The sequence below is a fragment of the Ralstonia mannitolilytica genome (assembly GCF_000954135.1).
Classification (GTDB): domain Bacteria; phylum Pseudomonadota; class Gammaproteobacteria; order Burkholderiales; family Burkholderiaceae; genus Ralstonia; species Ralstonia mannitolilytica.
This window is the reverse complement of record NZ_CP010800.1, coordinates 478,224-494,589: the sequence shown is the minus strand read 5'-3', so window position 1 is coordinate 494,589 and position 16,366 is coordinate 478,224. Positions and strand designations below refer to the sequence as shown.

Genomic DNA, 16,366 nt, shown 5'->3' with positions numbered 1-16,366 from the left:
TCATTGCAGCGAACCCCAGCGCGCGGTGGCCGGTTCCGCCGTGGCCCATTTCCATTGCTTGCCGTCGTTGCAGATGGAGGCAATGAAGAAGTCGACCTGCGTGGCCTTGCCATCGGCCGTGTCGACCGTGAAGAGGATTTCCTTGCAGTGGACGAGCGGCCCGCTGATCGACCGCGTGACGACCACACGCCCCTGCTCGTTCGGCTCGAGCGGGATGCGGTGCTTGACCTGCCAGGTGCCGACCGTGTTGTCCGGCAAGCTGCCGGCCACCTGTGCGATCAGGTCCTGGGTCTCGGCATGCACGACGCGCTGCGTATGCTGCAGCGCCGCCCGCGCCCCCGCCTGCACGCCCAGGCCGATGCCGGTGGCAACGGCGGCGTTGTCGGTCACCTTGGTGGCGATGGCCGCACCGGTGACGCCGGCGGCGGCCGTGGTGCCCTCCGACATCAGTGAACTGCAGCCGCTGAGTGTCAACGTGCCGAGGGCGAGCGCGCTGCCCAGCAGCCGGGCAGATGCGAACCGAGGTGTGCGCATGTGAGGGCTTCCAAATCTGCAACACGGCGCATTCTAAAGGACACGGCGGCCCGCAAACGGCGATGCCGCGCGGTTTCTCACAATTGTTTTGAGTTGAGCGGATGCGTGATCGCAGCGCGTGGCAGCTGCGCACGGGGTCTCGCTGCCGGATTGAATCGATCGTCCGCGGCAGGAAACCGCTTGACATGTGCATATGCACTGATAAACTGCAGCCCATGTCGCAGCCACCCGGAACCCCCAAGTGCACCGCGCTCGCCATCCGCCAGGCGGCGCGTTATGTCACGCAGCTTTATGACCGCCATCTGGGCGAGGTCGGGCTGACGTCATCGCAGTTTTCGGTGCTGGTGGCCATTGCCACCGCCGCCGGTGAACCGACGATGGCCTCGGTGGCGGAAGCCCTGGTGATGGACCGGACCACCCTCGTGCGCGCGCTGCAACCGATGCAGCGCGATGGCTTGCTTGTGCAGAAGCCGGCGTCCACAGGACGTGCTACGGCCTTGCACCTGACGTCGCGGGGGCGGGCGCTGCTCAAGGCCGCCGAGGCACACTGGCGGGCGGCGCAGCAGGAGATTGACGACAAGTTCGGGGTTGACCGGGCCAGGGCGCTTCGCGAGGCCCTGTTTGCACTCACCACGGCTTGAACCCGCGCCAGGCAACGGCGCATTTTTTTGCGGTAAAACTGTGCATATGCACACATGGAGATCGATATGGATATCAAAGGCAAGACCATTCTGGTGACGGGCGCCAATCGCGGCCTGGGGCGGCAGTTCACGCAGGCGCTGCTCGCCGCTGGCGCCGCCAAGGTCTACGCAGGCGCCCGCGACCCGCAGACGGTCACGCAGCCGGGCGTGCAGGCCGTGCGCCTCGATGTGACCGACGCCGAGTCGATCGCCGCAGCAGCAGCGGCGCTCACGGACGTTGACGTGGTCGTCAACAACGCAGGCATCATGCAGCCCGCGTCCTTGCTCGCGCCCGCTGACATCGGCGCGATCCACCAGACCTTTGACGTGAACGTGTGGGGCCTGCTGGCCGTCACGCAGGCGTTTGCGCCGGTGCTCAAGCGCAACGGCGGAGGCGCCGTTGTGAACGTGCTGTCGGTACTGAGCTGGGTGGCGCTCCCGACGAGCGGGGCTTACAGCGCATCGAAGGCCGCGGCCTGGGCGCTCACCAACGGCTTGCGGCACGAGTTGCGCAGCCAGGGGACACGCGTGGTCGGCGTGCACCCGGCCTACATCGATACCGACATGACGGCGGGCGTGGCCGCGCCGAAGTCGACGCCCGAACACGTCGTGGCCGAAGTGCTGCGCGCACTGGCCGACGGCCGCGACGAAGTCCTCGTGGATGACGTGGGCCGCAACGTGAAGCAATCGCTCTCGAGCGCAACGCCGGCCTACCTCGCGGCCTGAGCGGTGGCGGGGCGCTCGCCCTCGCCGCACATCTGGCGGCGATAGCGCTGCGGTGAAAACCCGACCTGCTTGCGGAACATCGCAATGAACGCAGAGGGCGCCCCGTAGCCGAGCGCAAGCGCAATCTCCTGCACCGGCCGGTCTTCCCTGAGCCACACCAGCGCGCGCAGCAGGCGTACGCGGTTGCGCCATTGCACGAAGGTCATGCCCAGTTCGGCCTGGAAGCGGCGAGCGAGTGTGCGCTCGGTACTGTGCACGCGGTCGGCCCATTGCTTGAGGGTGGTGTTATCGGCGGGGTCGAGGCGGATGGCCTGCAGGATGGGCTCGAGCTGGCGATCGGTGCTGTCGGGCAGGTAGCTGTCGGCGTGGCCGGCCCGCACGAGGGCCTGGACGAGCAGTTCGAACTGGCGGAGGTCCCAGTCGTCGGCCATGGCGGTGATGCGGCGCGTGGCGAAATCCTCGATCAGTGCCCGCACCAGCGGCGTCTGCGGAATCAGGCATGCCATGGGCGGCAGCCGTTGCGCGAGCGGCTCGGCCACGTACACCGAGAGGAAATCCGTCGCCTGCCGGATCGACGCGGAATGCGGCTGGTTGGCCGGCACCCAGATCAGGTACTCCGCCGGCGCCGTCAACCGGCGGCCATCGACGGCCACTTCCATGAGCCCCAGGCTGATGCGGTTGATCTGGCCCCACGGATGCGTGTGCGGCTCGATGTCGGTTTCGGGCGCGAAATGGTCGTAGCGGAAGTAGAACGGTGCGCCCTTGGGCACCCGCAGATCGGCTTCGCGGTAGGCGGTGTACATGGGGCTCGCTCGGTTGTCGTCTTCGAGCGGTGAAGTTGTCCGGTTTGCAGTATATGTTCTGAACCGGACATCACTACACTGCCTTCTTCGATTGTTCCACGGAGGCCCTCGTGCCTGTGCTGTATCCCTTGCTGGCAGTGCTGATCTGGGCTGCCAATACGATTGTGTCGAAGGCCGCGGCCGGTGTGGTCGACCCGGCGGCCATCTCGCTGTACCGCTGGGTGGTGGCGGCGATCGTGCTGACGCCGTTCTGTGCGCGGCCGTTGTGGCGCCAGCGCCAGGCGATCGCGGCGCAGTGGCGGCGCTTTGCCGTGCTCGCGCTGCTCGGCATGGTGATGTACCAGTGCCTCGCGTATTACGCGGCGCACAGCACGAGCGCGACCAACATGGGCGTGATCGGCGCGTTGATCCCGCTGCTGGGGCTGGTCCTGAACGTGGCGGTGTTTCGTCAGCCCGTGGGCGCGCAGGCGGTGGCGGGGGTGGTTGTCTCGCTGCTGGGCGTGCTGTATCTGCTCGGCCGCGGAGAGCCGGCCAACCTGTTCGACGGCGGCATCAACCACGGCGACGTGCTGGTGCTCGTCGGCGCCACGGCCTACGCGCTGTACAACATCCTGTATCGGCGCTGGGCGCTGCCGTTCGGGCAGTGGCTGAACCTGTATGTGCAGGTGCTGATGGCCGTGGTAATGCTCGTGCCCGTGGCCATGACGGCGCACAGCCTGGCCATTCCGGCCAAGGGCATCGGGCTGGTCGTGTTTGCGGGCATTGCCTCGTCGATTGTCGCGTCGTACCTCTGGATGCTCGGCCTCAAGCGCATCGGCAGCGAGCGCACGGCGGTGCTCATGAACCTGATGCCGGTCTTCACGGCCGGCCTGGCCGCGGTCATGCTCGGCGAGACCGTGCACAGTTATCACTGGATCGGCGGCGGTCTCGTATTGCTGGGTGTGAGCCTGGCGCAGGGCATCGTGCGCCTGCCCGCGTTGGGGCCGGGCGCGCGCGCCTGAACACGCACGGATTTCCCCCCGCGCGGCGCGGTGGTTGGCGGTAAAATCGACCGCACGACGGGCGCACCAGTGGCGCCCGCCGCGTCTTCCAGAACCCCAATCGCAGACCATGAAACGCAGCGCCGGAGCCGTCACCGTCGATGATGTTGCCGCGCATGCGGGCGTGTCAATCAAGACCGTCTCGCGCGTGCTGAACCACGAGCCCAACATTAGCGAAAAGACGCGCGCCAAGGTGGTCGAGGCGATGCAGGCGCTGGATTACCGGCCCAACCCCGCCGCCCGGCGACTGGCCAGCAAGCGCGCCGACATCATCGCGCTGGTCTACGACAACCCGTCGGACAACTACATCGTCAACATCCAGCACGGCGCGCTCGAAGCATGCCGGGCGCTCGACTACAGCCTGCTGCTCACCCCCTGCAACTACCGCGATCCGGGCCTCGCCGCGCAGATCATCCAGAGCGCCCGCCAGCGTGCACTGGCCGGCGTCATCCTCACGCCGCCGGTGTCGGACGTGTCGTCATTGGTTGCGGCGCTGGATGAAGCCGGCATCGATTACGTACGTCTCGCACCGGCCGATCGCCAGCACAATGGCCTGTCCGTCAACACCGAAGACCGCGCCGCCGCGCGCGACATGACGCTGCACCTCATCGGCCTGGGCCACCGCCGCATCGGTTTCGTGGTGTGCGACCCGCACCACGGCGCTGCATACCAGCGCGTGTTCGGCTACCGCGATGCGATGGCGCAAGCCGGCATCGAGGTCGACGAGCGCCTGGTCGAGCAGGGCGAGCATTCGTTTGAATCGGGCGTCGCCTGCGCCGAGCGGTTGCTCTCACGCGAGCCGCGGCCGACCGCGATCTTTGCCGGCAACGACGACATGGCCGCCGGCGTGCTGCGCGTGGCGCAGGCGCGTGGCATCAAGGTGCCGGAAGAACTGTCCATCTGCGGCTACGACGACACGCCGCTCTCCCGCCAGCTGTGGCCCGCCCTCACCACCGTGCGCCAGCCGATCCAGGCGATGGCGCATGCGGCGGTGGAACAGCTCGTCGCGATTCATCGCCCGCATTTACCGGGGCTGAAACCGCATTCGGTGCACGAAAATTTACAATACGAGCTGGTAATCCGGGAGTCCACCTGTCCACCCCGGATTTAAAATGCGGCTGGCCATGGCAGCCAGGCAAATTAAAAAGTGACGTCAGGCGCCCTTGTGCCGCCCCAATCCACTGACTGACCCACCCGGTCGGGGGGTGGTGGAACCTTGACCGGGACGTTATGTTGCAGTGCGGGTTATTCGCACAACGGTTTGCCGATCGCCTATATTGGGATTTCCGGTGACCGGCCGGGCCCTCCTGAAATGATTACGAAAACGTAAACGTCTGTTCCGTTTCGTCATCGCTTCCATTCGCGCAATTCGTCACCAAGCTGTCATGTCTGCACGGCCTCATGGCAAGGTTGGCGAGCCTCTTTGGCCCGATGCCCCCTCCGCTACCCGCGCGACTCTGGCGAAATGGACCAAGTCGAGGGCGCGATTGCGGCCACCCGCCGGCAGTAATTGAACGATTTTTTGGACGGAAGAATTGATGAAGAACGGCAATGCCGCGGTATATGCGGAAGACGGCGAGTTTGGTCTGGATTGGCAAGCATTAATGTCGCGCTGCTGGCAATTACGGCGACAGATCGTTTTGTTTTCCGTTGCATTTGCCGCACTGATTTTCGCCGTAGCTTTCTGGATGGGTCGGCAGTATTCCAGTGAGGGTTTCCTGCGTGCCCCCCGCAAGTTTGCCGAGTACAACGCGCAAAAGGCGGCATTCTGGGACCGCGAGACGCTGCGCCGCTATCTCGAAGAAAACAAGAAGCCCAACGACGCAAACGATAACTACCTGCTCGGACACCTGAGCGAACATTTCGTGCAGGCCCACGTGCAGCCTGTTCTACCGTTGTCCAAGGAGGATCTGCGGTATATCGTGGATGCAAAGGGTGTCCTCGATGCCGCCGGCATTCTCGGGTTCTCGATCTCGTTCAAAGACCCATCCGCAGAGCATGCGCAGGCACGTGTCCAATTGATGGGCGACTACATCAAGGACACCATGCTCAGCGAGGACCTCGTCGATACGATCTACACCAAGGCCGGCGAGGCGAAAACCAAGAAGCAGACGATCGACAACCAGATCATTCAGAAGCGCGTGGCATTGGCGCAGGCGGGCAGCCGGCTGGAAGCGGCGCGGGCGATCGCTGGCAAGTATCCGGAAGCGTCGAAGATGGAAGCGCGGCAGTTGCTGTCGACCGGGAGCGACAGCCAGTCCTCACGCTATCTGTCGCCCATGGCGCAGCTGGTCGGCATTGAAACCGAGATTGCCGACCTGAAGGCGCAGTTGACGTTGCTCGAACGCGATGGTGCGCAGAATGCACTGCGTATGGAGTTCTATGACCGCATTCAACAACGCAGCGCTCAGCCGCAGACAGGCGCCGCGCTGCTGGCTGAGTTCGTGAAGACGGCGAAGGCGGTCTTCGCTGACAAGGATCTTCAGGATGACAAGGTTCGCGAAGTCTATAACCAGATCATGCTGGTGGCCGAGCAGATGCGGAACAAGCACATCACGGAAGCACGGTTTGTTTCCGGCCCGACGTTGCCGGAGTATCGCTCGGGCCCCGGTCCGCTGGCGTTGATGCTGCTGTCGTTGATCGGGGGGATCGGCCTCGGCGCCGCCGTTGTGCTGGCGCGCGATAAGCTGCGTGCACCCCAGGCAGCGCACGGCCAGGAGGATGACCCGGAAGACGTCCTGCGACCCGTCCACGTGGCCTGACTCCAGACGCTGCAAATGCAAAAGGCCCGGCTATCATGCCGGGCCTTTTTTGCTGCTGGCGGCGCGGCTACTGCGATACACCGACCAGCGCATACAGGTCATCCTGCGGGTCATAACCCAGCAGCTTCCGGCCGGTCTCCAGCCCCCAGTCCATCCCGCTGTTGTTCGACACCCCGTTGACGACGATGGCCGGTGCCGGCCAGCTTTCCGGGTCTGCCGTGACGGCGCTGAGGAACAGCCGGCGCAGGTCGCCGTTCGATAGCCACATGTTGCGGAACCAGCGCAGGGCGATGCGGCTGGCTTCGTCGGGCAGTTCGTCCGGCACGGGCGTGCCGGCGGTGCCGGAATAGTTGATGTCGTTGGGATCGTTTTCGTCGGGCAGGGCCCAGCCGATGCGCAGCGACACGATCGACAGCTTGCCGCCGTTGGCCGCAGACACTTCGGCGATGGCTTTGCACAACCGTTCTCCCATCGCCTTGGAGGTGCCGTAGGCGAGCGAATAGACGTCTTCGGTGCCGTTGTTCCAGCGCGTGCCGGGCGCGGGCGGCAGCTCGGCGGTGAGCTTGCCGGGGCCGATGGTGGCGGCCAGCGGCTGATCCTTGTACGCGCCCATGGCGTGGTTGGACGAGGCGAACACGAAGCGGCGCACGCCGCGCGTGGCGGCGGCCTGCAGCACGTTCAGCGTCATGCCGTACGAGGCCAATGCCTGCTCCCACGTCGCATCTGGCGTGGAATGGATGGCGGCCAGGTGGATGACGGCATCGACGTTTTCGAGCAGGTCGGTCCATGCGCCGTCGGCCTGCGTGAGGTCGGCTTTGACCCACTGGAGGCGCTGGGTGGCCTGCGCAGAGAACGACACGTTCTGGTCGACCCAGTCGATACCGATGATGGCGGTGCACCATGGGGCGGAGGCCAGTGCCTCGACGACCTTGCGGCCGAGGTTGCCGGCTACGCCGGTGACCAGTACGCGAGCGGGGGGTTGGTAGTTAGCCACGGTGTTGGAGTTGGGTTGGGTGTTGGGGTGGGGCGGGGGTTGGACGGTGGTGGTCCATCCCGTGCTTTCGTCCCTGCCGGGGCCGGCTGACTTTCTTTGTATTGCCAGAGTAAGTCAGCAAAGAAAGGCACTCCCGGGATGGCGAGAACGTCGTCGGATTTCAGAAACGGGCGGAGATGCCCGCTTACAGAAACCCAAGGCGCCATCCAGGGCAGGGACGGCCAGACCGTCTCTGTGCTTTGCGTTGCGCCCGGCTGGTTCCGCTCGCCTTGTCAGCCGCGGTTGGAGCCGGACAGCACGTCGATCAGCACCGCGAGCACGAGCACGCCGCCCTTGACGATCATCTGCCACGAGGCGTCGACGTTCATTTGCTGCATGCCGTTGTCGAGGCTTGCCATGACGAGGGCGCCGATCAGCGCGCCGTACACGGTGCCCGAGCCGCCGCGCATCGAGGTGCCGCCGATGAAGCAGGCGGAGATGGCGTCGAGCTCGCCGCCCACGCCGGCCGACGGCGAACCCGCCGCCGAGCGCGCCGTGGTGATGATGCCGGCGAAGGCGCACATCAGACCCATCAGCACGAACACGAACAGCTTCACACGGCCCACGTTCACGCCCGACAGGCGCGTTGCTTCCATGTTGCCGCCGACCGCATACACGTGGCGGCCGAACACGGTTTGCGTGGCCACGTACGAGAAGATGGCCAGCAGCACCAGCAGGATCAACACCGGCAGCGGCACGCCGTTGGCCTGGTTGAGCACGGCGACGAAGCCGAACGATGCCGCCGCGATGGCCAGCAGTTTCAGGCCGTCGGCCCACAGCGGCGGCAACGAGAGCGACAGGCGTGCGCGGTCACGGCGGCGGCGCACGGTCAGGAAGACCGAACCGGCGACGATGAGAGCGGCCAGCGACCACGCCAGCGATGCCGGCACAAAGCTCTGGGCCAGGTTGCCGAGGTCATCGGGCACGGGCGCGATCGTCACGCTGTCGGTGCTCCATTGCAGCAGGCCACGGAAGGCCAGCATGCCGCCCAGGCCAACAATGAACGATGGCACGCGCAGCTTGGTCGTGATGAAGCCGTTGACCACGCCGATGGCCGCACCGGCCACGAGCACGGTGATGACCGCCAGCCACGTGTTCCACCCCAGGTTGACGGTCAGGATGGCGACCAGCCCGCCCAGCAGGCCGAGCAGCGAGCCGACCGACAGGTCGATCTCCCCGGCGATGATGACGAACACCATGCCGCAGGCCAGCATGCCGGTCACCGACATCTGCAGGAACAGGTTGGAGATGCTGTTGGGCTTGAGGAACGTGCCGTTGGTCTGGACCTGGAAGAAGATCCAGATGAGCGCCACGGCCAGCAGCAGGGCCAGCACCTTGTAGCGCACGAACAGTTGCTGAATGGCGCGGCTGTCGAGGCGGGGGCCGCCGTTACCGCCTTGGCGGGCGAGTTGGGATTGCAGGATGTTCGACATGGCGAAGCTCTGTTCAGGCAGCCTGGGGCTGCGGTTCTGCATGGATGGCTGCGGCCAGGATGCGCTCCTGGGTCAGGCCTTGATTGACGAAGTCGCCGCGCACCTGGCCCTCGCCCATGACGAGGACACGATCGCTCATGCCCAGGATCTCCGGCATCTCGGACGAGACCATGATGATCGCGACGCCGCTGGCGGCCAGGTCGGCAATCATCTTGTAGATGTCGTACTTGGAGCCGACGTCGACACCGCGCGTCGGTTCGTCCAGGATCAGCACCTTCGGCATCGCCAGCACCATCTTCGTGACGACGGCCTTCTGCTGATTGCCGCCGGACAGGCTGGCGATCGACAGCGCCGGGCTGGCGGTCTTGATACGCAGGCGCTTGATTTCGCGATCGACGGTGGTCAGCTCGGCGCCCTTGTCGACGCGTAGACCGCGTGCGTACTGCGCGAGCGTGGCCAGCGTGATGTTCTCGCCCACGGCCATCAGCGGCACGATGCCGTGCCGCTTGCGGTCTTCCGGGACGAGGCAGATGCCGTTGGCAATCGCTTCCGCCGGCGAACCGACCTTGACCGGCTTGCCCTCCATGATGATCTCGGCGGTGGAGCGGCCGGGGTAGGCACCAAACAGCGCGGACACCATCTCCGTACGCCCCGCGCCGACCAGGCCGGCAATGCCGAGAATCTCGCCGCGCCGCACGGCAAAGCTCACGTTGTCCGCGCGCTTGCGGTTCGGGTTGGTGACGTCCCAGCAGGTGACGTTGCGTGCTTCCATCACCACCTCGCCCACGGTGTGTTCGATCTTGGGGAACAGCGACGTCATCTCGCGGCCGACCATCATGGTGATGATGTCATCGATGCGCATGTCGGCGGCCGGGCGCGTGCCGATGTGCTTGCCGTCGCGGATGACGGTGATGGTGTCGCACACGCGCTTGACCTCGTCGAGCTTGTGCGAGATGTACACACACGCCACGCCGCTGCGCTTGAGGTCTTCGATGATGGACAGCAGCACCTCGATTTCCTTGGCCGACAGCGACGACGTCGGTTCGTCCAGGATCAGCAGGCGCGCGTTCTTGGCGAGCGCCTTGGCGATTTCGAAGAGCTGCTGGTGGCCGCTGCCGTAGTTCATCACGGGCGCGGCCACGTTCACGTCGGTCAGTCGCAGGCGCGCGAGCAATGCCTCGGCCTTGGCGTGCATGGCGTCGTAGTCCATGCGACCCCCGGGCTTGGTGATCTCGTTGCCCAGGAAGATGTTTTCCGTCACGGAGAGCTGCTGGACCAGCATCAGCTCCTGATGGATGATCACGATGCCGGCGCGCTCGCTGTCGCGCACGGAATGCGCGTGCAGTGGTTGCCCCTCCCAGAGGATTTCGCCCTCGAAGGTGCCGTACGGGTAGACCCCCGACAGCACCTTCATGAGGGTCGACTTTCCGGCGCCGTTCTCCCCGCACAAACCGACGCACTCGCCCGGCTTCACTGCCAGGCTGACGCCGTCGAGCGCGCGCACACCGGAGAACGACTTCACGATGTTGCGCATCTCGAACAGGGTGCCGCTACTGCTCATGGCGTTCTCCTACTGACTACGACTGACCACTGCATCGACGGCTTACTTGCCGAAGACCTGCTGGCGCGTATAGAAGCCGTCCTTGACGACCACGTCCAGGTTGTCCTTGGTCAGCAGCGTCGGGGTCAGCAGGATGGTGTCGACGTCCTTCTTGCCGTTGTTCAGCTTGGTGTTGAACTTCGGCGTGGTGCCCTTGACGAAGTCGACGGCCATTTCGGCAGCGGTCGCGGCGATCTGCTTGATCGGCTTGTACACCGTCATGGCCTGGGTGCCCTCGGCCACCCGGCGCACGGCAGCCAGGTCGGCGTCCTGACCGGACACCGGCACCTTGCCTGCCAGCTTCTGGCGCGCCAGCGCCTGGATCGCGCCGCCGGCCGTGCCATCGTTAGACGCCACGATGCCCTGGATATTGTTGTTGTTCGCCGTCAGCGCGTTCTCAACAATGTTCTGCGCCTTGGCGGGGTCCCACTCGGGCGTCCACTGCTCACCGACGATCTTGATGTCGCCCTTGTCGACCAGCGGCTTGAGCACCTTCATCTGGCCTTCGCGCAGCAGGCGAGCGTTGTTGTCGGTCGAGGCCCCGCCGAGCAGGAAGTAGTTGCCCTTCGGGGCCAGCTTGACCACGCCCTGTGCCTGCAGCTCGCCCACCTTCACGTTGTCGAACGTGACGTAGCCGTCCACATCGGCGTTCAGGATCAGGCGGTCATACGACACGACCTTGATGCCCTTCTTCTTGGCGCTGGCGATGGCGTTGCCCAGCACCTTGGAGTTGAACGGCACGATCACGAGCACGTCGACGTTCTGCGCGATCAGGTTTTCGATCTGGGCGATCTGCTTGGCTTCGTTGGCGTTGGCCGACTGCACGTTGACAGTCGCGCCCAGCTTCTTGGCCGATTCGACAAAGTAATCGCGGTCGTGCGTCCAGCGCTCCACGCGCAGGTCGTCGATCGAGAAGCCGATCACCGGCGCTTCCTTGCTGGCGTGCGCCGACGTTGCGGCAAAGGTGAGGATGGCCGCTGCGGCCAGGGTGTTCAGTACGCGGGAAATCATGAAGGTCTCCTGTTTTGCGTCGATGCTTTAGAAGGTGACGCCCGTCTTCAGGCCGACGACGAACGCATTCTTGTTCTGCGTGGTGCCGCCCGGATGCAGGATGTACTGCAGATTCGGCCGGAAGTACACCGATTTCACCGGCGACCAGCTGTAGTAGAGCTCGCTCACGTACTCGTAGCCGTCGCCCACCACGGTATTCGCGCCGGTGCGGGCATTGACCTGGTGCACGTAGTCGGCGAAGCGCCCGTTGTTGTGCGTGGCGCCCACGGCAAAGCCGATGGTGTCCTGCAGGCGGTCAAACGGCCCCTTGTACTGCACGCCGACCGAGATCTGGTGATCGGTCTGCGCGGTGTTGCGGTCCGCCTGCGAGAAGTTCAGGAACACCGTGGCGCCGCGGCCATCGGGCGCGCCGGTGATCTGCTGCTGCAGGTTCAGGTAGGCGCCGTATTGGCCGTTGCGCTGGCGCGCATCCAGCCCGGTGATGCCGCGCGGGTTGCCGTTCACGTCTTCGTAGAGGTCCTTGCCGTCGGACGTGTTGTACCAGACGCCCACGCGGTACGTGCCGGGGCGGCCCTCGATCTTGGGCATCCAGCCGAATTCCAGCGGGATCAGGGCGCCGGTGGTGCCGCCCGGGTTGTTGAGCTTCCAGCCGTTGCGGCGGGCCCAGCCGTCATCCACGTAGTTCGGGTTGACCTGGTACACGCCGATCTGCGCGTAGGTGTCGGCCGAGGTGTGCACCTTGGCGCGCGCGCCCCACTGGCTGGTCGGCCAGTTCACCCAGTAGCCACCCACCAGGTTGCCCGGCTGCGAGCCGCAGAACGTCAGGTTCTGGAAGTCGCACGAGAACGAGAAGAAGTCTTCGCCCACCGTCACGCGGCCGGCCTTGATCTCCAGGCGATCGTTGAGCAGCTTCTGGTTCAGCCAGAACTGCGTCAAGTGCCACGTCTGGCCGCGGCCATAGACTTCCTGGATCAGCATGTTGTTGCCGATGTTCGCATCGCTGCCGAGGTTGCGGCCGTTGCGGTCCGTCACGGTCGCCTGGAACGTTGCACCCTGCCAGCCGACGAGCTTCTGCAGGTCCATCGCGGTGCCGATGACCCACTGGTCGGTGTAGCGCGTGAGGTGTTCGGTGCCGCCGCTGAAGTTGTGCGCGATTTCACTGCCGTAGCCGAGGTTGAAGGTCACGCCCTGTTCGGCCAGGCGGGTGCGCAGGCCGCCCCAGTCGCCGGTCAGATACGGGCTGGTGGTGACGTCATACGCGTGCGCGCCGGCCGCGCCCAGGGCGAGCACCGCGGCGGTGATGGCCGACATGCCGATGCGTTTGCTGCGGGACTGCTGACGTGCGGCCGGACGTGCTGTCGAGCGGCGCGCGAATTCGAGCTCCATGGACTGTCTCCTGATATTGGAACCGCATGTCGCATGACAGCGGTGTCGGCGTTCTCTTCTGAATAGTGTGGCGGGCCGACGGACGCAAGAATGGACACAATTGACAGCGCTGTCAATCTCGGGGTTTGCCCTAGTTCGTTCGGGACCATGCACCGCATCGAGGGCGATGGACGGCGATGCTGCGGTGCGGAAATCGCAGGCGACAGGCCCAGCGCTGCCATGGGTGCGCGGCTTTCTGCATGGTATCGATCTTGCTCATGCTGCACGCCGTTTTCCGAACCGCCCGAGGAGCCGCCATGCAACGCGAAGATGTGACCGACCTGATCGTCCTGCAGAAGATCAAAAAGCAACTGACGTGGGCGCAGTTGGCCGAGGTGATCGGCCACAGCAAGGAGTGGAGCACGGCAGCGCTGCTCGGCCAGATGACGCTGACCGAAGCGCAGGCGAACGCCATTGGTGCGGCGCTGGACCTGCCTGAAGAGGCCATCGCGCTACTGCAGGTGCCGCCGTACAAGGGCTCGCTGCCGACGGCCGTGCCGACCGATCCGCTGATCTATCGGTTCTACGAGCTCATCAGCGTGTACGGCACCACGTTCAAGGCGCTGATCCACGAGGAGTTTGGCGACGGCATCATGAGCGCGATCGATTTCAACATGGATCTCACGCGCGAGCCGGACCCGAAAGGCGACCGCGTTCGCATTGTGATGAGCGGCAAGTTCCTGCCCTACAAGACGTATTGAAGCGTCCTGCCGCGCCGGTGCGCCATCGCGCGGCAATCCGCTCGCTGCGAGGGCTTCGGTGTCGGCTCCGCCCTCTACGTGAAGCACTATCCGAAATCGAGATACCGGGTATTCCCAATATGGCGTTGTGAAATTTTGCTCCTCTTCCTACGATCCACCGCAGATCCGTTATCCGTACGGATGTTCGCAACAAGAACATCCGCTGCCGCCGCGGACGAACAGCGACAGATCCGAAGGATCAAGGAGACAAGATGATTTGGCGCCCCACGGCGCAGGCATCACGCCTGTGCGACGCTCTCCGGCTCCGCGCCACCGGCCGGGGTTGGCGAATGAGCACGACCCCCGCAACAGCCGCACTCCACGTGCAGCGCTTCCTTGCCGAGTGCCCCTCCTCGCCGTCCCGGTGGCCCATCCTGCTGCTGCGTTTCCCGATCGTTGCCGCCTTCGGCTTTGTCGCGCCCGCACAAGGGCCCCAAAACCCCCGGCAACACAAGGAGACATCGCGATGAAGACTTGCGTCGCCATCATCGGTGCGGGGCCGTCGGGCCTGCTGCTCGGCCAACTGCTCAGCAGGGCCGGCATTGACAACGTCGTGCTCGAGCGGCAAACCGGGGAATACGTCCTTGGCCGGATCCGTGCCGGCGTGCTCGAGCAGGGCACGGTCGAACTGATGCGCGAGGCGGGCGTCAGCGAGCGCCTCGACAGGGAAGGCCTGATTCACGAGGGGATCGAACTCATCTATGGCGGACGACGCGACCGCATCGACCTGAAAACGCTGACCGGCGGCTCGACCGTGACGGTCTACGGGCAGACCGAAGTCACGCGGGACCTGATGGCCGCCCGCAAGGCCAGCGGCGCCCAGACCGTGTACGAAGCCGCCGACGTGCGCCTGCATGACCTCGACACCGACAAGCCCTACGTCAGCTTCCAGACGCACGGCGAATCGTTGCGCGTCGACTGCGATTACGTCGCGGGATGCGACGGCTTTCATGGCGTTTCGCGCAAGAGCATTCCCGAACATCTTCTGACGCACTATGAGCGCGTCTATCCGTTCGGCTGGCTGGGGCTGCTTTCCGACACGCCGCCCGTCGGTGACGAGCTGATCTATGCATACCATGCGCGCGGCTTTGCGCTTTGCAGCCAGCGCTCGACCACGCGCAGCCGGTACTACCTGCAGGTGCCGCTCGATGAGCGCGTGGAAGCCTGGCCCGACGATCGCTTTTGGAAGGAGCTGCGGACGCGTCTGCCCGAGGACGTGGCCGCCCACGTGGTCACGGGCCCGTCGATCGAGAAGAGCATCGCGCCGCTGCGCAGCTACGTTGTCGAGCCGATCCAGTACGGCAGGCTTTTCCTCGTGGGCGACGCGGCGCACATTGTTCCGCCGACCGGTGCCAAGGGGCTGAACCTCGCCGCGAGCGACGTGAACACGCTCTACCGGATCCTGCGCGGGGTGTACCACGAGGGGCGAACGGACTGGCTGCAGAAATACTCTTCGATTGCGCTCGGCCGCATCTGGAAGGCCGAGCGGTTCTCGTGGTTCATGACCAACCTGCTCCACGAGTTTCCTGGCCGCGACGCGTTCGACAGGCGCATGCAGCAGACCGACTACGCCTACTTCCTCGACTCCGAGGCCGGACGGAGAACCATCGCAGAAAACTACGTCGGCCTGCCGTTCGATCCCATCGAATGACGGCCGAGCGACCGGGCCAGTTACGCTTCGTCGCCGTCGTCGTGCCCGTCGATGAGCGGGCGGCCGCGGCGCGGCATCTCCGAATCCAGCACCAGGCGGCCATGCACGCGGCCCTTCATGCGCGTGACGTGGTGCGTGCAGTCTTCCATGTGCGTACTCATGAGTTCACGCACGGTGTCGGCGTCGCGCGCGCGGGCCGCATCCAGAATCTGCCGGTGGAACTTCACGTTGGAGGCGCCGAACTTCGCGTGGTCCTTCGGCGAGGTTTCGTTGCCGAACACCACCAGCTGCCGAATCATCTCGTTGATCAGCTCGCAGCAGAACCGCAGCATCGGGTTGGGATTGGCCGCGGCCAGGATGTCGTGAAAGCTCAGGTCTTCCTGGCGCTGGTCCAGCGGCGCGGCAGCCTTGGCCGAGGCGGGGTCGCACAGGTCGATGGTGTGCTCGAGCGCGCGGAAGTCGTCTTCGGTCAGATGCGGCACGGCGCCGGCGGCCAGTTCAGGCTCCAGCAGGCGCCGCACGGTGTAGACATCCGCAATGCCGATGTCTTTGAAGAACAGATAGTTCTGCATGAGCTGGAACGTGCGGTCCAGCGGCACCTCGACGATGGTGCCGCCGCCGGCGGGCCCCGTGCTCACACTCACCAGGCCTTGCACTTCCAATGATTTGAGGGCTTCGCGGATGGTGCCTTTGCTCACGCCGAAGGTCTCCTGCAGCTTGACCTCCTGCGGGAGCTTGTCGCCGGGCTTGAGGTTGCGCTGCGTGATCAGCCGCTTGAGTTCTTCGGCAACGAGATCAGCGCGTTTCTGCTTGAGGATGCCGATCGGCGGTGTCTTGCCTGCTCCGAGTGTGGCCATGGATGTCCGTTCCTTGTTGCGCGCATTCTAACTGCCGGGCTGTGCTGCAGGGCTTGCCCGACGTGGTGCAT

Annotated in this window: 15 protein-coding genes; 7 read left to right on the top strand and 8 right to left on the bottom strand. The window is 65.1% G+C overall.

Going from position 1 to position 16,366, the window contains the following annotated elements; genetic code table 11:
- Positions 1-534: a hypothetical protein gene (locus tag TK49_RS18900; protein ID WP_045219022.1), complete on the bottom strand. Its 534-nt coding sequence runs from the start codon at positions 532-534 to the stop codon at positions 1-3.
- A gap of 215 nt (positions 535-749) precedes the next feature.
- Here TK49_RS18900 and TK49_RS18895 point away from each other — a divergent pair, with 215 nt between their 5' ends.
- Both TK49_RS18895 and TK49_RS18890 read left to right on the top strand, forming a co-directional pair.
- The gene (locus TK49_RS18895; protein WP_045219020.1) at positions 750-1,175 is read left to right on the top strand and encodes a MarR family winged helix-turn-helix transcriptional regulator; all 426 of its coding nucleotides are present in this window, start codon (positions 750-752) and stop codon (positions 1,173-1,175) included.
- Positions 1,176-1,241: 66 nt separating this feature from the next.
- Positions 1,242-1,940, top strand: coding sequence for an SDR family oxidoreductase (locus tag TK49_RS18890; protein WP_045219018.1), 699 nt, complete (start codon positions 1,242-1,244; stop codon positions 1,938-1,940).
- Here the strand turns inward: TK49_RS18890 and TK49_RS18885 are convergent.
- Entirely contained in the window at positions 1,925-2,743 is an 819-nt protein-coding gene (locus TK49_RS18885; RefSeq protein WP_045219016.1) for an AraC family transcriptional regulator, read from the bottom strand. The two genes, TK49_RS18890 and TK49_RS18885, sit on opposite strands and share 16 nt — an antisense overlap.
- Positions 2,744-2,853: 110 nt before the next feature.
- Here TK49_RS18885 and TK49_RS18880 point away from each other — a divergent pair, with 110 nt between their 5' ends.
- The 3 genes from TK49_RS18880 (at position 2,854) to TK49_RS18870 (ending at position 6,545) form a co-directional block, all read left to right on the top strand.
- Positions 2,854-3,744, top strand: a complete 891-nt coding sequence (locus tag TK49_RS18880) for a DMT family transporter (RefSeq protein ID WP_045219014.1) — start codon at positions 2,854-2,856, stop codon at positions 3,742-3,744.
- Positions 3,745-3,853: 109 nt separating this feature from the next.
- Positions 3,854-4,894, top strand: coding sequence for a LacI family DNA-binding transcriptional regulator (locus TK49_RS18875; RefSeq protein ID WP_045219011.1), 1,041 nt, complete (start codon positions 3,854-3,856; stop codon positions 4,892-4,894).
- Between the two features lie 427 nt (positions 4,895-5,321).
- Positions 5,322-6,545 carry a GumC domain-containing protein gene (locus tag TK49_RS18870; protein ID WP_045219009.1) on the top strand — a complete coding sequence of 408 codons (1,224 nt, stop codon included), beginning with the start codon at positions 5,322-5,324 and terminating at the stop codon, positions 6,543-6,545.
- Positions 6,546-6,612: 67 nt separating this feature from the next.
- Here the strand turns inward: TK49_RS18870 and TK49_RS18865 are convergent, their stop codons facing one another.
- From TK49_RS18865 to TK49_RS18845, 5 genes are all read right to left on the bottom strand, one after another.
- Positions 6,613-7,539, bottom strand: coding sequence for an NAD-dependent epimerase/dehydratase family protein (locus TK49_RS18865; protein WP_045219007.1), 927 nt, complete (start codon positions 7,537-7,539; stop codon positions 6,613-6,615).
- A 272-nt stretch (positions 7,540-7,811) separates the two neighbouring features.
- Positions 7,812-9,011, bottom strand: a complete 1,200-nt coding sequence (locus TK49_RS18860) for a sugar ABC transporter permease (RefSeq protein ID WP_045220337.1) — start codon at positions 9,009-9,011, stop codon at positions 7,812-7,814.
- 13 nt (positions 9,012-9,024) lie between these two features.
- On the bottom strand, positions 9,025-10,572 hold the full coding sequence (locus TK49_RS18855) for a xylose ABC transporter ATP-binding protein (RefSeq protein ID WP_045219005.1): 1,548 nt from the start codon (positions 10,570-10,572) through the stop codon (positions 9,025-9,027).
- Positions 10,573-10,614: 42 nt separating this feature from the next.
- Positions 10,615-11,622, bottom strand: coding sequence for a D-xylose ABC transporter substrate-binding protein (gene xylF / locus TK49_RS18850; protein WP_045219003.1), 1,008 nt, complete (start codon positions 11,620-11,622; stop codon positions 10,615-10,617).
- A 27-nt stretch (positions 11,623-11,649) separates the two neighbouring features.
- Positions 11,650-13,008 carry a carbohydrate porin gene (locus tag TK49_RS18845; RefSeq protein WP_045219002.1) on the bottom strand — a complete coding sequence of 453 codons (1,359 nt, stop codon included), beginning with the start codon at positions 13,006-13,008 and terminating at the stop codon, positions 11,650-11,652.
- A gap of 296 nt (positions 13,009-13,304) precedes the next feature.
- On the opposite strand from TK49_RS18845, the gene cynS reads away from it, so the two are divergent.
- Both cynS and pobA read left to right on the top strand, forming a co-directional pair.
- Positions 13,305-13,748, top strand: coding sequence for a cyanase (gene cynS, locus TK49_RS18840; protein ID WP_045219000.1), 444 nt, complete (start codon positions 13,305-13,307; stop codon positions 13,746-13,748).
- A 505-nt stretch (positions 13,749-14,253) separates the two neighbouring features.
- On the top strand, positions 14,254-15,438 hold the full coding sequence (gene pobA / locus TK49_RS18830; RefSeq protein WP_045218996.1) for a 4-hydroxybenzoate 3-monooxygenase: 1,185 nt from the start codon (positions 14,254-14,256) through the stop codon (positions 15,436-15,438).
- A gap of 20 nt (positions 15,439-15,458) precedes the next feature.
- Here pobA and TK49_RS18825 read toward each other — a convergent pair whose 3' ends face one another.
- A complete protein-coding gene (locus TK49_RS18825) occupies positions 15,459-16,295 on the bottom strand; it encodes a FadR/GntR family transcriptional regulator (RefSeq protein ID WP_045218995.1) in 837 nt (278 codons plus the stop codon).
- Positions 16,296-16,366: the final 71 nt, after the last annotated feature.